This window comes from Sarcina sp. DSM 11001 (genome assembly GCF_900101015.1).
Taxonomy (GTDB): Bacteria; Bacillota; Clostridia; order Lachnospirales; family Lachnospiraceae; genus CAG-791.
Genome location: NZ_FNFZ01000046.1, coordinates 1 through 16428 on the forward strand (window position 1 = coordinate 1; position 16428 = coordinate 16428).

Sequence of the window (16428 nt, forward strand, 5' to 3'; positions counted from 1 at the left end):
CACAAAAGAATTGTATCCGCTTTTTAAACGGCAGGATAGAAGATATAGCAAGTATGATCTGTAGATACCTGGTACCAGTCCGACCGGGCCGTAAATTCAAAAGGAACCTACGGCGCCAGTCGGCTGATACACTAAACTACAGATAAACTCAAAACAATAAAACACCTTTCAGTAGGCAGTCTCCCCAGACTGTCTGTTTGCCTTTTCCAAAAATAATAATTTCTGGCCGTAAACCCGAGAACTGGCTGTGTTCCGTTTGAATTTACCTTATCCTGAATAATACACTATTATTTTCTGTTTTCATACCTTAATGTCATTGGGACCGTCCCCACGGACCAAACCCACGGACTACTGTGCTTCTGTCAAAGCAGTGCCGTTCACATACAGGGTATAGCCGTTGCTGATCACGTTGGCCGCATTGCCGTTAAATTCTGTTACATAGCTGTCGCCGGTCAGCGTCCAGGTGCTGCTGTCATCCAGGGTCACGGAGACCTCGCCGGCCTCAGTGGAAACAGTACCGCCTTTGGCATTAGTGATATTGCCGTCAATATACCCTTCAAAAGTGGAACCGTCCGTGAGTTCCAGAGTCAGACTGGAATCACTGCCGACCTTGACTGCTCCATCGAGCTTCTGTGCAGCGGCTTTGAGGGCTGCGACATTGCTGCCGCCGCTCCATCCATCTGCACAGACGGAAAGCAGGATATTCTCCGTGTCCTCATTGAGGATGTCCACACCTTCGAGTGTGATGACCGCATTGGTGTTGGTCACATGGAATACATGTCCACTCTTGCTGGTGAGGCTCCCGCCGGTCATGGTGAAGTGGCTGGTGCCGCTGTCCGCGTCGCCCGACATGGACTGGTAGATCATGATACTGTCCAGAAAAGTGGCGTTACCATTGCACTTTGTGTTGTCGGCAGCCAGTTCACAGTTGTTGAGGGTGATGGAGTTCAGGCCTTCGATGCACACGCCTTCAGAAAGATTGGAGGTCAGTGCCGCATTCGAAACTGTAATGTCAGCCGTAGAATAGATCGCCGGGGAACCGAGTCCGTTGGAGGTATATGTACCGCCGTCCACCACGACGGTTCCGCCGCCTCTGTCAGTCCGGATCGCCGCGGAAGACTGTCCGGATGTCGTCACATCCAGATTATAAGCATAGGTGGTGCCGCCCCCTGTGGTCATGATCCCGCCGGAGCCGCTGCCTGTTGTAGTAATAGTCGTATCGCGTATGGTCACGCTGGTTCCGTCACCCTCTGCCCCGTTCCGGCCGCCGTTCCCGCCGTAGCTGAAGACACCGTTAGCGCCGTCTGCATCAGAGGTGATCGTTCCGCCCGTGATGGTGGTCTGCGCACCGTCCTTGACCAGGACAGCTGCGTTCAGGCCATAGAAGTTGCAGCTGTCACCGCCGTCGGAATCGCCGGTTTTGGTGACGGTGGGATCAGTGATCGTTACGTCATCGGAAGTGCTGATCAAAAGAGCGTTTTCATCCGAAGCCGAACTGTCATAGATCTGGCCGCTCTGGGTGTCTGCTGAGCTGATCTCCACAGCGCCGGAATAATTGATGTCCGTACTGCTTCCGCCAGGAGCTCTGCCCGGAGCTCCGCCAGGACCGCCATTCCCGTCCGGTTTCTCGGGGGGGGGTTCCTCCGGGACCGCCTTCAGGGGGGGTGCTGCCTCCAGGAGGGGTGCTGCCTTCAGGGGGGTACCTCCGGGACCGCCATTTCCATCCGGTTTCTCAGGTGGAGTTCCTCCGATGCCGCCTTCAGGAGGGGTGCTGCCTCCAGGAGGGGTGCCGCCTTCAGGGGGTGTACCGCCTGAACCGCCATTTCCATCCGGTTTCTCGGGAGGCGTACCGCCGGTACTGCCTTCAGGAGGGGTGCCGGCAGAGCTGCTGTCCCCGTCCGTTTTTTCTGAAGGAGTGCTGCCTGAAATGTTATTCTCCTTTTCTGCAGTTGAATCGTCAGCTGTTTCCGCCGCAGCCGGACTGACAGCTACTCCTGCCGCAGCCGGCTTGTCAACTTCTTCTGTTTCACCCGGATCAGTGTCTGCTCCTGTCTGTTCCACCGTTTGGCCGGAGTCCTTGGAAACACTGGTTGTGCCGTTTCCGCAGGCACACAGTCCAGTAGTCAGCATAGCTGCCAGAAGGATCGCAGCTGTCCTGGTCATGTTCTTCTTTGTTATGTTCTTCTTTGTTATGTTTTTCATAGAAGACACCTCCCTTAATACTTGATAAAAACTATCTCATAATAAGTAATCTTTTTAAATAATAATCTCCCTTGCGGTTGACGGGATCAGTGTAAAGGAGATAGCTTGAAACAAGATTGAAGCTTTATTGCTTTTTTTACAGATTCCTGTTTCCAAAAAAAAGCGCCTTGTCACTTTCCTGGAAAAAAAAGGAAAAAAGGGACGGTCCTTTTGGAAAAAAAGGTGGGAAAAAAGGGACGGTCCTTTTGTATCTGTCCCCCTGTTTATCCACTGGCATAAACAGGGGGACGGACACAAAAGGACCGTCCCCGCAGTCTTCCTGGTTGTGCCGTTTCCGCAGGCACACAGTCCAGTAGTCATCATAGCTGCCAGAAGGATCGCGGCTGTCCTGGTCATGTTCTTCTTTGTTATGTTCTTCTTTGTTATGTTTTTCATAGAAGACACCTCCCTTAATACTTGATAAAAACTATCTCATAATAAGTAATCTTTTTAAATAATAATCTCCCTTGCGGTTGACGGGATCAGTGTAAAGGAGATAGCTTGAAACAAGATTGAAGTTTTATTGCTTTTTTTACAGATTCCTGTTTCCAATAAAAAAGTGCCTTGTCACTTTCCTGGAAAAAAAGGGAAAAAAAGGGACGGTCCTTTTTGGGAAAAAAAGGGACGGTCCTTTTGTATCTGTCCCCCTGTTTATCCACTGGCATAAACAGGGGGACGGACACAAAAGGACCGTCCCCGCAGTCTTTCATCCAGGCCTATCGGAATAATTCTTCCGGGGCAGTCATTCCTCCTCAAAATCGGCATCCAAAGCGACCTGCAGCTGGTAATCCGGAAATTCCTTTTGGACATCAGCAACGATTTCCTTATAGACCGCGCTTCGGTCCTCCGCATCAAAGCTGATCACGACGTCGAAGCGGATCGCCTTGGGCTCTTTAACCAGATAGAAGGCATGCATCTGGATCACATGAGGATGGGAAAACACGATCTTCTGCACTCTCTGCCGGGTTTCGATCACTTCCGGGTCTTTCGTGTTCACAGAATACACACCGATCGCGGACAGGATAACATGGTGCTCTTTGTTGACAGCCACCTGGATGTTTCGCAGAAGCAGATCGAGTTCATTGGCTGAACAGGTGTCCGGCACCTCAATGTGGATCGAGCCGTTCCAAGTGTCCGGGCCGTAGTTGTTCAGGACCAGGTCATAGGCTCCCTGCACTTCGGGAAAGGATACAACAGTGTGCCGGATCGCTTTGGCCAGCTCCGCATCGTTGCGTTCGCCCAGTATCCGGGAGATCGTCTCCTGCAGCATCCCGATCCCGGATTTGATGATCACGACAGAGATGATCGCACCGAGCCAGGCCTCCAGGGAGATATGGAAGATGAGGAAAATGCCGGCAGCCACAAGCGTTGAGGCGGAAATGACAGAATCCAGTGTGGCATCTTCGCCCGAGTTGACAAGAGAATCGGAGTTGACTCTCTCTCCGACACTTTTTACATAGCGGCCCAGAAGGATTTTCACCACGACCGCCACCGCGACGATGATCAGAGAAATCGCGTTGTAGTCCGGTCTTTCAGGGTGAATGATCTGCTTGACAGATTCCACGAGCGATGTAATGCCGGCGTAAAGAACAATGACAGAGATGATCATCGCGCTCAGGTACTCGATCCGTCCATAACCGAAGGGATGCTTTTTGTCCGGCTCCCTTCCCGCAAGCCTGGTCCCAACTATGGTGATCAGGGAACTGCCCGCATCGGAAATGTTGTTGACTGCATCCAGCACGATGGCGATCGAATGGGTCAGGACGCCGATCACTGCCTTAAAGGCGGCAAGGAATACATTGGCGATGATCCCGATTATACTGGTCCTGACGATCATCGCCTCCCTGCTGCTTTCAGTCCCGCGATTATTATTCCTTATTTTCTGTTTTTCCATCAAACTTTCTCCGACAATCTGATCTGCACAGCCAGATTGCCTCCCTCCTCAAAAATGAATGCTTTAAACTGTACCCGGTAGATTGGACACCAGTATTTTAGGCCCTTCCCGTCTGGTGGACAGCTTTTTACTTTTTGCCGACAAATATTAAAACGTTTTTATCTCCATGATCTGACAGTTCAATTATTCCGAGACTTTTATAAACACGCAGTCATCCTCGTTTTTAGAGTCGCTCCAACGGATTTTTTCGCCCTCTTTCATCAGGGCACCTTTGGTCACGTCCAGGCCTGAGATCGTCTCTTCGTCATTGTCATCCCAGGTATGAACAGAATAGTTGCCGTTTTCATAAGAGATCATCCCGGTTGTCTCGTCATAGGTTCCGCTGATTTCCCAGATGGAAGTTTCTTTGGCCCCCGAAGCCCAATGAATCAGGATATGATAGGTTCCAGTAAGGGCTTTTTCAATATCCATGGTTGCGCGCTGGCTGACTTCGTCCTGCCAGCTGCCGGTGAGATTCATCTCGTCGGTAAAATCAGACAGGAACTCTTCCGCCATTTCATCTGCTGCCTCTACTTCTTTCTGTGTCTTTTCTGAGGTCTCCTCAACCTCCTGCTTCACCTCTTCTACGACTGCTTCGGGATCTGTCTCCTCAAAGCTCTCTTCCTTCTTCCTGCCACATGCAGTAAAAGCCAGCATGCTCAGTACCAGTGCTCCTGCAATGAGCCATTTGTTTTTCATCTTTTCCTCCTCGATTTAACGACTTATTTTTTAAATACCTTAATCTTAATACCTTGATCTTAATATCTTGATCTTAATACCTTAATCTTAATACCTTAATCTTAATACCTTAATCTTAATACCTTAATCTTAATGCCTTAATCCAGACTTTCTGTGATTCCAGTAAAACGGTTATAATTATACACCCCAGGACAAAAAGTCAAAGCCTTTTTAGTGTCTCCATGAAAAAAGGGACCTGCAGTTGCTTGTGGTCCCTGATAAAATGTATATCGTATTCTGCTTTTCTGCCAGGCAGTGTAGTCTTATCGATCTTTTTCTCTGAGAAGAAGTGCTGCATTGACGACAACAAATACAGATCCGCAGTTATGCCAGAGTGCTCCTGTTACAGGATTCAGAATACCGGCTGCGGAGAGAACAACAGCGGTAAGATTAATGATCAGTGAAACAATGATATTGACCTGGACCTTTTTCATGACCTTCTGCATCAATCCGAAGAGATAAGGAAGCCGCCTGATCTGATCGCTCACCAGAACTGCGTCTGCAGATTCAATTGCGATATCCGAACCGATACCGCCCATGGCGATTCCGGCATCTGCGCTTGTCAGAGCCAATGCGTCATTGACTCCATCTCCGACCATACAGACAGGTTCTTTTCCGCCGGAGAGTTTTTTGATGATCTCCATCTTTTCTTCCGGCAGGAGATTTGCCTGTATATCAGAAATACCAACATTTGCAGCAATCGTTTTTGCCGCCCGCTCATTATCTCCTGTCAGCAGCATCGGTGTTATACCAACTGCTTTCAGTCTGTCAAGCGTTTCCCTTGCATCTTCGCGGACTGTATCACGGAGTGCAATAAAACCGGCAAGCGTATTGTCCACAGCAAGATAGACGATCGTAGCGCCCTGATCAAGCTCCTTCCGGCATGAATCATAAGCGGCGGATACGTCGATTCCTTGTGAACGCATGAAATCCTCTTTACCGGCAAGAATTCTTTTTCCATCCACCACAGCGGAAACGCCCTGTCCGGCGAGTACACGGAAGTCCTTTGCTTCCTCAGCCTTTCCTCCGGCCTTTTCATAGGCTGTCCAGATTGCTTTCCCAAGAGGATGTTCTGATTTCTGTTCCGTCAGAGCAGCTATCCGCAGGACTTCTTCATCCGAACAGGCTTCAGATGTACTCACAGCGGCTGTCACCTGAGGCTTTCCATAAGTAAGCGTACCGGTTTTGTCAAAAGCGATCCTCCGGATCTTAGACAGACGCTCAAGCGCATCTCCGGACCGTACAATAATGCCGTATTTTGCCGCGTTGCCGATCCCGGCCAGGACCGCCGTAGGTGTAGCAAGGATAAAGGCACAGGGGCAAAATACCACGAGCACCGTTACGGCCCGCATAAACTTCCCGGTAAAGATCCAGGTGAGGACAGCGCAGGAAAGAGCGATCACAACCAGCCATGTAGCCCAGCGGTCCGCGGCTGTGACTATCGGTGCCTTGTTTTCTTCCGCTTCTTCAGCGAGGCGAACCATCCGCTGAAGAGAGCTGTCCGTGCTGACAGCATCCGCACGCATGGTAAATGTACTGAACTGATTGATCGTTCCGCTTGATACCTGATCGCCGGCCTTCTTGTCCACCGGTATGCTTTCGCCTGTCATGATCGACTGATCGATCGAGGTCTCTCCTTCAAGGATCGTTCCGTCCACAGGAATAGTTTCCCCCGCAAGAACGCTGAGGACATCACCTGCCTTTACCTCCTCTGCAGGGATCTCTGCCGAAGTACCGTCACGGATCACCCTCGCAGTGCGCGGAGTCATCCCGATCAGTTTTTCGATTCCTTCACGGGTCTTTCCGGATGTGTAATCCTCCAGAAGAGAACCGATCTGCATGATCAGGGCGACCTCTCCTGCCGCGAAGAACTCTCCTGTGGCAGCCGATGCGATAAGCGCCAGCGAGACAAGCAGGTCTGCCTTGATATCATGTTCAAAGACAACACCTTTAAATGCTCCTGCCAGGATCGGGATACCGCATAGAACAATCGCCACCCAGGCAATATCAAAAGGGAGAACGTTTTTCAGGATCCCTGTGATGCTAAGCACCAATGCAATGGCAGATGTCACTGCACATACAAGCGTCTCTTTCGGTTCGTTCTCAAGCCATCTGTTTATCATATGTCCTCCTTGACATCCGGTGTTCACTTTCGTATATTATGTTTGATACAGAACATAGTGTTCTGTTGCAGTATAGCCGAGTGTTTCTCTCCAGACAATAATCAGAATCGGCGGATCATTCGTTACGGAACAAAACCATTAATGTGTTCAGGAGCAGGGGGATTTCATGGATCGCAGACAACGAAAGACAAGAGACGCGATTTACAGCGCATTCACAAACCTTTTGAAAAACGAGCCTTATTCAAAGATCACCGTTCAGGAGATCATCGATATGGCTGATATCGGACGGACCACCTTCTATGCCCATTTTGAAACGAAGGATGATCTTCTCAGTTCCCTCTGCACAGAAATCTTTGACCACGTTTTTTCAGAGGATCTGAAGAAGGAGAAGACACATGACTTCTCTGATGAACATGATACCCGGGCAATGGTCACTCATGTCCTGTACCATTTTAAGGAACATATGGACTATCTGCCAGGCCTTGTGACAGGAGAAAGCGGAGAGACATTCCTGTTTTTCTTTAAACAGCATCTGAAAGACCTGTTTTCCGCCATCGTTCCGGAGTCTGCATACAATGCTCCTTATGATTACGTGCTCAACCATATGATCTGTGATTTTGCGGAAACAGTGCGCTGGTGGACGGCAAACAGGCAGTATACCCCGGAAGAGATCAGCGCCTTTTTCTTTGAAACCACAACGTCCATAAACTGAAAACAGAACTGAAAACAGAGGGACGGTCCTTTCGTATCTGTCCCCTTGTTTACACTGACATAAACAAGGGGACGGACACAAAAGGACCGTCCCCATGAACTCTTGTCAAGGACGTTTTAATATCTTCATAAAAAAGACCCGGATACTGTTTTTGTTCCGGGCCTCATAGTGGTGTTATTCTGTTATAGCGCCTGTTTTACTCGGGCCTGCAGCATCATCACGACGAGCAGTTTTTATCTATTTCTTGCACCAGCGATCAATGCGTAAGAGATCTTTATGTTCAGAATTCTAAACCTGCGATCCAGTTCTTTACGGATTCTCTGACGCTGTCCTGTTTGTTCTGGCAATCGTTCCCGCGGATCGCAAGTCCTCTAAGCACCGTGCTTCCGGGAATGGAAGAAGAGAGCTTTTTATCAAACCCGGAAAGGCCGGAACCCTCGTGGGTGGAGAAAGGCACCAGGCTTTTCCCGGCAAGCGCGTCAGCATTTTCCTCGAAGAACGTGTACATGATCATCGGCCAGTCTCCCCACCACACCGGGGCTCCAATGAAGACGGTATCGTACTGCGAAAGATCGGGAACTTCTCCTGCATAGGCCGGTCTTGCGTTGTCATTCTGCTCTTTCTTTGCCACATCTGTGAGTTCAGTGTAGGTCATCGGATAATGATCATCCTCAGGCACTACTTCAAAAAAATCCGCGTCGGTTTCGTCCGCGATCATTTCCGCAACGATTGCTGTGTTGCCGTGATCGATCACACCAACGGTGTATTGCTCACCGGTACGGGAGAAGTACACGACCAGGATACGTGAGCTTTCGGAATCATTTCCATCCGAATTGTCCGCAGGCGTTTCATTTGCAGATTCATCCGTTTGTTCTGGGGCCGTTTTGTCGTCTGCATCTGCAGCCTGACTGCTTGTTCCCCCAGAAGGCGCTGCAGAAGATTGATTCTTACTGTTGCTTCCTGCATTGCTGCATGCAGTCAACGAAAGGATCAGCCCCAAAGAGAGTATCAGGCAGATCAGGTTTTTGATATTCTTACTCATGTTAAAATCCTCCCAGGCCTCTGTGACCATATACCTTCAGACCATTCAAAGAGCTCTCCAACTGCTCAAACTCATCGTCTGCCAGCTCCACTTTCGCAGAATCAAGATTCTCGATGATCCCATTTACCTTGTCGTCGAAAACGTATTTCTGCTTCTTTGCGCATTGAAAGCATCCAATGCAGCCGCCGATCGGTTTATTTCCAATCCAGTAGAAATCTGTCCCGATCCCCTCTGAATGAAGCGCGCCGGCAACTTCGGCGAGTGCTGTATAGGTACAGCCGTTTTGATGAGGGCTGCCGTTAACAAGCAATACTTTCATGATCTGCCTCTTTATAGGTACTATCCTATATTCCATAGTTTCTGAGGACCCTGTGCCATGGTCACGGCTGCAGAGGCCCGTAATAGTAGCTCGCCGTTGCACCGCCGTCCGCGAGGAAGGTGGAACCGGTGATGAAGGCTCCGGCATCGCTCATCAGAAGCTCTGCGATATTCGCCATCTCATCCGCCGTTCCGGGTCTTCCCGCAGGACACTTTGCGAACATGTTCTTATAGAAGCCGCCTCTCGGACCGTTGAACTCATCGACTGCCAGAGGTGTCACGATGATGCCGGGGGCAATGTCATTGAGCCTTGCGCCGCGCTCACCCCAGCGGATGCACTCGTACATGACCCGCTTTTCATTGCAGCGCTTGGCAAGCTGGTAGGCATGCAGGGTATCCCGGATGTTTTCCGGCTGCAGGAGAGGCAATGAGAGCAGCTCCTCGGTCGGCGTCATGGCAAGCTGTCGATCCTCCTCGGGTGTAAGCTGAGGCATGCGCCATCCGGACTGGCTGGAGATCGTCACACCGACACCGCCTTCCGCGATCACTTTTCCGACCTCTTCCAGTAAGACTGCCGTTCCGTACAGATCTACTTTCAGAATCGCCTCGATGGGAGCCTGGGATGGTGACACACCTGCGGCGTTGATGAGGTACTTGATCTCGCCGCATTCCTGTGCTTTACGGATGATCGCCAGGATATCTTCTCTGGAAGAAAGATCCATTTCAAAGGGAATCACATCATATCCGGCGTTATTCATGATCTCAGCGATGTTCTCCGCATTCTTCATGCTCTTATCGCCGAGGATGATCTTCTTTCCAAATCCGGTCCTTCGGGCCAGGGCCATGCCGATCTGCCCTGCGCCGGTCACGATCATAACTTCTTTCTTCATCTGATTGCTCCATTCCATTTCAGTATGTACTTGCCACACTCCGGGTGATCTTCCAGACGCCGTTTATTTTCTTCAGGCTGCATTTCTGCTGCAGGTGCCAGTTATGTCTGCCTCCGCCGAACACGGCTGCAGCCACATAGGACTGCCCGGTCAGGGCTGCTGTGTTTCCGCTGATTTCTACAGGCATATTTTCATGCTCTGCAGAATAGTAATTCAGAGTCCCGTTCAGCACTGCTTTGAGAAAGGCTTCCTTCGGCTGCCTCATACCCGTCATGTGTACCAGGACAAAGCTGTCATCCAGTACTTCATTCAGCGTCTTTTCGTCCTTTGCGATCATGCCTTCATACAAGCGGATATATGCCTGTCTGATTGCTTCTGTATCCGGATTCCCCGACATATCAGTTTCTCCTCTTACGAGCCTCACAGAAGACGATTGGCTTTCAGCCAGTGTTCTACGCTCGGACCGGCGCTTGCCGCGCTGCTTCCGGTGATCGGAAGGCCCTTCACAACGGTGGCACCGGGAGTCAGCTTTTTAATGCCGCTTTCGCTGCCGCCCATGCCGCTTCCTTCATTCGTGCAGAGAGGCAGGATCGTCTTGCCGGTGAAATCGTAACGCTCAAGGAAGGTGGCAACAGCCATCGGGAAGGTGCCCCAGTAGTTCGGATAGGCAAGAATGACGGTATCATACTCATCAATACTTTCAAGGTAACTTTTAAGTTCGGGTCTTGCCTGGCTGCGCAGATCCTTCTTCGCCTCCTCAATGCAGGTCATGTATACAGGGGAGTAGGGATTCGCCATCTCGATTTTAAAGGTATCGGCATCGATCATTTCCTTCATGAGATTCACGACGATCTCGGTATTTCCGACCTTTACGTACCTCATCGCGCCGCCGAAATAGTTCTCGTCCGCCCTTGAGAAAAATGCGATCAGTGTTTTAGCCATGGTTGGTTCCTCCTGTTGTTCTTATCCGGCAAATGCCGTTATTTGATCTGTCTTTATTATATGGGCAGAGTATCGTAGTGTCCAATCGAAACACGCTATACTTGATTTAATAATTAAATAGCATGAGCGTGTCATGACAACCAAACAGATCGATTACTGTATAGGGCTTGCCCATACACTGAACTTCAGTCGGGCAGCCGACAATATGTTCGTCAGCCAGCCAACCTTTTCCTACCAGATCAGGCTTTTGCAGAAAACAGAGGGACGGTCCTTTTGGAAAACAGAGGGACGGTCCTTTTGTATCTGTCCCCTTGTTTACACTGACATAAACAAGGGGACGGACACAAAAGGACCGTCCCCACGGACTATCAAAGGACCGTCCCCACGGACTATCCTCTGCCTATCAAAGAAATGCCCCGTTGCAGACCTGGATAACCTGGCCCTTTACATGCTTTCCCATGTCGGAAGCCAGGAACAGGCACGCGTTCGCCTGATCCATGGGGTCGCATTCCGGTCCGGGGAAGTAGACAAAGTGCTTGCTGTATTCCAGCATCTTCGCACCGCCGGGCTGCTCGCCGGCCTTATTGGCCAGATGTGCGGGCGTTACCGTTGCGCCGGGTGCGACAGCATTGATGCGGATGTTGGTATCGATCAGCCGCATAGCAACGTTTTTTGTCAGCGTATTGATCGCGCCCTTGGAAGATGTATAAGACGCGCCGCAGAAGGGGCGTTCACCGTTTACAGAAGAGATATTGATGATGCAGCCTTCGTTCTTCGGAAGGAAGATTTTCAGTGCTTCCCGGATAAAGCGGAACGGTCCGAACACATTGGTCTGGTATACATGCTCCAGCCATTCGTCGTCGGTTTCGTCGATCATCTTCTGCTCGCCAATGGCGGCATTGTTGATGACGATATCCAGATCCCCGTATACGTCCAGTGCTGTCTGAATGACTCTCTTCACATCATCGAGGTTTTTATTGTCTGCCACGACACCGGTGACGTCATAGCCCTGGTCTCGAATCTGCTGCACCGCAGCGTCCAGCTTTTCTTTTCCCCTGGCGGTCATGACGACTTTAGCGCCTTCTTTTGCGAAAAGCTCTGCCATGGAATATCCCATGCCGTAGCTTGCGCCTGATACGATTGCTACTTTTCCGTCCAGCATTTTTGCCTGCATTTTAAAATCCTCCTCATGTCATTGATTATTCTTTCGTTCGTTTTTGGGGACCGTCAGTAAGCAGTCGACGGTCATATGCATCATTTGCTTTCTGCTCATTTGGAATACCCTAGTCCGCTTACCCAGGAACGGACATCCTGCTCAGAGGAATCCACCCTGCCTCCGCGAATCGACAGATAATCATCGGAGCGGATCTCGGCATCCGGAGCCAGTTCCTTCATGTTCTGAAAAGCACTTCCTCCATTGGATGTCCCCTCATGAGAAATGAAGGGGATGATCGTCTTGCCGGAAAAATCATAGCTTTCCAGGAAGGTCCACATCGGCATAGGCAGATCATACCACCATACCGGGAAGCCGAAGAAAACCGTGTCATATTCCGCAAGTTTCTCTTCCGTAAGGTCAGCAGTGATCTCCGGCCTTGCGTTATCGTCACGCTCCTTCTTGGCACGGTCAACGGTTTCGTCATAATCATCCGGATAAGCCTCTTTTGCTGTTACACGGACAATATCGCCGCCGGTCTCATCGGCGATCCAGTGCGCCATGCTGTCCAGATGACCGGTATAAGAGAAGTAAACGACCAGGATTTTATGGTCTTCAGCCGCGTCAGACTCATTCTGTTCTGATCCGGAAGCTTCAGAGGGAGACGTGGTCTCATTCTGCGTATCGGTCTGTACAGGTGCCTGGGTGGATGTTTCATTACTTTTTCCGGAGCAGCCTGTCAGTACGGTGCCGATAATGATTATGGTCAGTAATATCGAAATGATTTTTGAAAAATGCTTCATCAATGCCACTCCCTGAATCAGTCAGCCAGTTCGATCCGAACGTCATATGAGCCCTGCAGAGCGGCAATATCCGCGATCGGGCAGGTGATCACGCCAATATTGACCTGATAGCCATACTGTTCCGAGACATCTTCATCCTCGAAGAGGATTGTGAAGTACGGCGCATTCAGGGCATAATCGATATCACCGTTGAGCCATCCGTAATGGACGTCATCTTCATTGTACGGCAGTTCCTCCGTTACGCCGCAGAAATCGTGAGAGTAGCGGCTCATGTGCTGCGTCATCGGCAGCTTTTCGATCAGCGCCTTCGCTGTTTCGGAATCGTTCAGCACTCCGGTGATCAGCGTATCGCCAAAATACATGTTGATCTTTGTGCCGCCTTCCATAGGAATCCGCGTTGCAATGGACTTATCCTCTGTCTGCATGTCAGCGCCGTCTTTGGCAACCTTGTTTTTTTCTTCTTCCTGCACCTGTGAAGAATTATCATTCTCCGCCGGACCTGTGGTTTCCGTACTTTGGGCGGTGTCCTGAGCGGCTTGCTGTCCGGATGCGGCTGTGCTGCTGCTTCCGCATGCAGCCAGGGACAGGCAAAGTGCCATTGCCGTTATAATTGCCATAAGTTTCTTTTTCATCTGTTTTCTCTCCAAATGTTTTTTCATGCTCTCAGGTCTTTACCAAACCTGTACAGTTCATTACGTTTTTCTTCCGATTTGTTTTTCTTCCCGTTTGCCGTGAAGATCCCGGCGTTTTCCACGCCCCAGTATTCCACTATGGACTGGAAATACTGTGCGATGGCCGGCCCATAGACGAAAGGACTCCCGGAACTCATGATCAATGCGACCTTCTTCACGTTCTTCGGAATGTCAATCGAATAGGTCCGGTGGATCGCTGCCTGCAGCTGGGCCGAGAGCGTAAAGTAATAGATCGGGGAGGCAAACACGACCATATCCGAGGACAGGATCTCCGGATAGATGGCCTGCATATCATCCTTCTGACAGCAGATGCCCTGCTCTTTTTCCCTGCAGTACTCACAGGCCATACAGCCATGGATGTTTTTGTGAGCGACATTGATGATTTCCACTTCGTGACCGGCTTCCTTCGCCCCTTGTGCGAAGGCATTGACCATGTCCGAAGTTGCGCCGTTTAAATGCGGGCTTCCGTTTAATACAAGGATCTTCATTCTGCGTCCTCCATACTGATCGTAATCGTCACATTTCCGTTACTGAGGAGGCTGGCCATTCCGGACGCATCCTGATCGGTAATGTGCCCGAGTCTCGTATAAGCCCAGGAATTTGAACCGTAAAATACAACGATCTGATTGGATGAATACAGCACAATGTCTCCGGCAGATGTAGTCGTCTGTGTGTCATTCGAAGGGAGAATGCTGCCAATGGGTCCTACTTGCTCAAAACCGCCGTACATGGACATCTGGATCACAAGCGACTCATTTTCGCATAGCTCCTTCAGCGCTTCAACAGATTCATTGTTTTCCCAGTCAACATCAACTGCCGTATTTCCGATCATCATCCTTAGCATTTTTGCTTTTACCTCCTCTGTGCTTGTCTCTTCTGTGGACGTTTCCTCTATGCCCGCCTTTTCTGACGGCTGAGCCGGGTCGTTCATCTCACTTGTATTTGAAGTGCCCTCTTTTGACATCTGCGCCTCATCCCCCTGAATCAAATCACTTGCTCTGTCTGACTCTGTCGTCTGAGCGGCTGCTGCCTCTACTGCGGCAGGGTCAACAGATGTATTCTGACCCTGCCTGCTTCCGCAGCTTGTCATGGCTATGAGTATTGCCAATACTATAAAAACACTTAAAATCCGCTTTTTCATCGTTTGTTACCTTCCTTTTTTTCTGTCTGCACTATGAGATAAGCGAGGGAGTCAAGCGCATTTTGATTCGCATGGATCGTATCCAAGAGCTCCTTCCGGTGTTCTTTAAGAATGAAAAGCATCCTGCCCAGGTCTCCTTTATCTGAAAACGCCATGCATCTTTCGATCTGCTCTTTGCTACATCTTGCATCATGCAGATTCTGATGCAGGCATTCCTTCGCATTACTAGCCAGAGCCATGCTCTGTTCCTCCTTCAATGGGGTGATCTCTTTTCTGAGTCCATTTTATTCTGCGGTTCCAGAAATGTCTAATACCCATATTGCATTTTTAGTTATTCTGAAATAGAATATCTGGAAAGGAGTGTGCTGCTATGGAGATCCGTGTACTCAGATATTTTCTTGAAACAGCCAGGGAAGGCAACATGACGCGTGCGGCGGAACGACTCTTTATCTCCCAGCCGACCATGTCAAAGCAGCTGAAGGAACTGGAGAAAGAACTTGGCGCTAAACTGTTCATCCGGTCCAACTACAGTATCAGGCTCACAGAGGCGGGGATGTTGCTGCGTGACCGTGCGGAAGATATTCTTTCACTGGTGGATAAAACAGAAGCTGAATTCAAATCCCTTGAAGAAACAAACAGCGGGGATATCTTCGTTGGTGCCCCGGAGTCTGAAGCCATGTCCCTGTTTGCAGAAGCGGTACATTCTCTGCAGAAAAACTATCCGAAGATCAGATGCAACATTTACAGCGGGAACCTCTCTGATGTCTGTGAGCGGCTCGATAAAGGACTGCTGGATTTTGCCATAGTCATGAGTTATGTAGATCTTTCAAAATATAATTATCTGGAACTGCCTATGAAGGATACATGGGGGATCCTGATGCGGAAAAACGATCCGCTTGCGGGGAAAAACTCATTCGAAGCTTCCGATCTGGATAAGCTGCCCCTCATCTGTTCCAGACAGTGGATCGACCAGGAATCTCCCAGGTGGCTTGGATCTGCCGCAGAGGATATGAATATCGTTGCAACGTATAATCTTGTATTCAACGGTTCTGTTATGGTCAGGGCCGGGATGGGCTATGCCGTTGTTCTGGACAAGCTGGTCAATACGGGTGAAGAAAGCGACCTTGCTTTTATACCACTGTCAGGGGTTCCGCAAACAGAAATGTATGTGATCTGGAGAAAGTACCAGACATTCACACCGATTGCAAACCTGCTGTTACAGGAACTTAAAACACGTCTCTGCTAAATGCATACCCCCTTTTTGAAACAGAGGTGAAACAGAGGGACGGTCCTTTTGTATCTGTCCCCTTGTTTACACTGACATAAACAAGGGGACGGACACAAAAGGACCGTCCCCGCAGACTCCGCCATGTTTTTTCTCTGGCTTTATTATATCGGCGCTGTATTGCGAAGTCCAATCGAAACATGCTATACTTTATTTAACTTTTAAATAGCGAGGACAGACCATGACCACGAAACAGATCGATTATTGTATAGAGCTTGCCCATACGTTGAACTTCAGCCGGGCAGCCGACAACATGTTCGTCAGCCAGCCCACGTTTTCTTATCAGATCAGGCTTTTGGAGGATGAGGTCGGCTTTGCGATCTTTGAGAGAAGCGGAAAAGGCGCTTCGCTCACTCCTGCCGGCGCGCAGTTTGTTTCCTTCCTGACCGGTATGCGGCAGGATCTGAAACGAGCC

General features: G+C 49.9%; 18 protein-coding genes and 1 pseudogene. 4 read left to right on the forward strand and 15 right to left on the reverse strand.

Annotation, left to right across the window (positions count from 1 at the left end; translation table 11 throughout):
* Nucleotides 1–348 precede the first annotated feature (348 nt).
* From BLT02_RS18035 to BLT02_RS15855, 4 genes are all read right to left on the reverse strand, one after another.
* Entirely contained in the window at nt 349–2202 is a 1854-nt protein-coding gene (locus tag BLT02_RS18035) for an ICP22 family protein (protein WP_242869852.1), read from the reverse strand.
* 781 nt (nt 2203–2983) lie between these two features.
* A complete protein-coding gene (locus BLT02_RS15845; protein WP_092997772.1) occupies nt 2984–4135 on the reverse strand; it encodes a cation diffusion facilitator family transporter in 1152 nt (383 codons plus the stop codon).
* Nucleotides 4136–4318: 183 nt separating this feature from the next.
* Nucleotides 4319–4873, reverse strand: a complete 555-nt coding sequence (locus BLT02_RS15850) for a hypothetical protein (RefSeq protein ID WP_092997775.1) — start codon at nt 4871–4873, stop codon at nt 4319–4321.
* Between the two features lie 302 nt (nt 4874–5175).
* Entirely contained in the window at nt 5176–7035 is a 1860-nt protein-coding gene (locus BLT02_RS15855; RefSeq protein ID WP_092997778.1) for a heavy metal translocating P-type ATPase, read from the reverse strand.
* Nucleotides 7036–7201: 166 nt separating this feature from the next.
* On the opposite strand from BLT02_RS15855, the gene BLT02_RS15860 reads away from it, so the two are divergent.
* Nucleotides 7202–7747, forward strand: a complete 546-nt coding sequence (locus BLT02_RS15860; protein ID WP_092997781.1) for a TetR/AcrR family transcriptional regulator — start codon at nt 7202–7204, stop codon at nt 7745–7747.
* Between the two features lie 280 nt (nt 7748–8027).
* Here BLT02_RS15860 and BLT02_RS15865 read toward each other — a convergent pair whose 3' ends face one another.
* The 5 genes from BLT02_RS15865 to BLT02_RS15885 form a co-directional block, all read right to left on the reverse strand.
* Nucleotides 8028–8789: a flavodoxin gene (locus BLT02_RS15865; protein WP_175453895.1), complete on the reverse strand. Its 762-nt coding sequence runs from the start codon at nt 8787–8789 to the stop codon at nt 8028–8030.
* 1 nt (nt 8790) lies between these two features.
* Complete coding sequence (locus BLT02_RS18145) at nt 8791–9108, reverse strand: flavodoxin family protein (RefSeq protein ID WP_092997787.1); 318 nt, start codon at nt 9106–9108, stop codon at nt 8791–8793.
* Between the two features lie 61 nt (nt 9109–9169).
* Entirely contained in the window at nt 9170–9997 is an 828-nt protein-coding gene (locus tag BLT02_RS15875) for an SDR family oxidoreductase (protein ID WP_092997819.1), read from the reverse strand.
* Between the two features lie 19 nt (nt 9998–10016).
* Nucleotides 10017–10394 (reverse strand): nuclear transport factor 2 family protein, encoded by a 378-nt coding sequence (locus tag BLT02_RS15880; protein ID WP_092997790.1) that lies wholly within the window; start codon nt 10392–10394, stop codon nt 10017–10019.
* 23 nt (nt 10395–10417) lie between these two features.
* Nucleotides 10418–10939 (reverse strand): flavodoxin, encoded by a 522-nt coding sequence (locus tag BLT02_RS15885; protein WP_092997793.1) that lies wholly within the window; start codon nt 10937–10939, stop codon nt 10418–10420.
* Nucleotides 10940–11072: 133 nt separating this feature from the next.
* Between BLT02_RS15885 and BLT02_RS18290 the strand changes: the two are divergent.
* Nucleotides 11073–11189: pseudogene (locus tag BLT02_RS18290) on the forward strand (LysR family transcriptional regulator); the annotation flags it as partial.
* 153 nt (nt 11190–11342) lie between these two features.
* Here BLT02_RS18290 and BLT02_RS15890 read toward each other — a convergent pair.
* From BLT02_RS15890 to BLT02_RS15915, 6 genes are all read right to left on the reverse strand, one after another.
* The gene (locus BLT02_RS15890) at nt 11343–12113 is read right to left on the reverse strand and encodes an SDR family NAD(P)-dependent oxidoreductase (RefSeq protein ID WP_092997796.1); all 771 of its coding nucleotides are present in this window, start codon (nt 12111–12113) and stop codon (nt 11343–11345) included.
* A 95-nt stretch (nt 12114–12208) separates the two neighbouring features.
* The gene (locus BLT02_RS15895) at nt 12209–12895 is read right to left on the reverse strand and encodes a flavodoxin (RefSeq protein WP_092997798.1); all 687 of its coding nucleotides are present in this window, start codon (nt 12893–12895) and stop codon (nt 12209–12211) included.
* Nucleotides 12896–12912: 17 nt separating this feature from the next.
* Entirely contained in the window at nt 12913–13527 is a 615-nt protein-coding gene (locus BLT02_RS15900; RefSeq protein ID WP_092997801.1) for a cyclophilin-like fold protein, read from the reverse strand.
* A gap of 23 nt (nt 13528–13550) precedes the next feature.
* Complete coding sequence (locus BLT02_RS15905) at nt 13551–14075, reverse strand: flavodoxin family protein (protein WP_092997804.1); 525 nt, start codon at nt 14073–14075, stop codon at nt 13551–13553.
* Entirely contained in the window at nt 14072–14728 is a 657-nt protein-coding gene (locus tag BLT02_RS15910; protein WP_092997807.1) for a cyclophilin-like fold protein, read from the reverse strand. The genes BLT02_RS15905 and BLT02_RS15910 overlap by 4 nt, the downstream gene beginning before the upstream one ends.
* Nucleotides 14725–14967 (reverse strand): hypothetical protein, encoded by a 243-nt coding sequence (locus tag BLT02_RS15915; protein WP_092997810.1) that lies wholly within the window; start codon nt 14965–14967, stop codon nt 14725–14727. The genes BLT02_RS15910 and BLT02_RS15915 overlap by 4 nt, the downstream gene beginning before the upstream one ends.
* 131 nt (nt 14968–15098) lie before the next feature.
* On the opposite strand from BLT02_RS15915, the gene BLT02_RS15920 reads away from it, so the two are divergent.
* Nucleotides 15099–15974, forward strand: coding sequence for a LysR family transcriptional regulator (locus tag BLT02_RS15920; RefSeq protein WP_092997813.1), 876 nt, complete (start codon nt 15099–15101; stop codon nt 15972–15974).
* Between the two features lie 220 nt (nt 15975–16194).
* Nucleotides 16195–16428, forward strand: a 234-nt coding sequence (locus tag BLT02_RS15925) for a LysR family transcriptional regulator (protein WP_139187708.1), incomplete at its 3' end; no start/stop codon positions are given.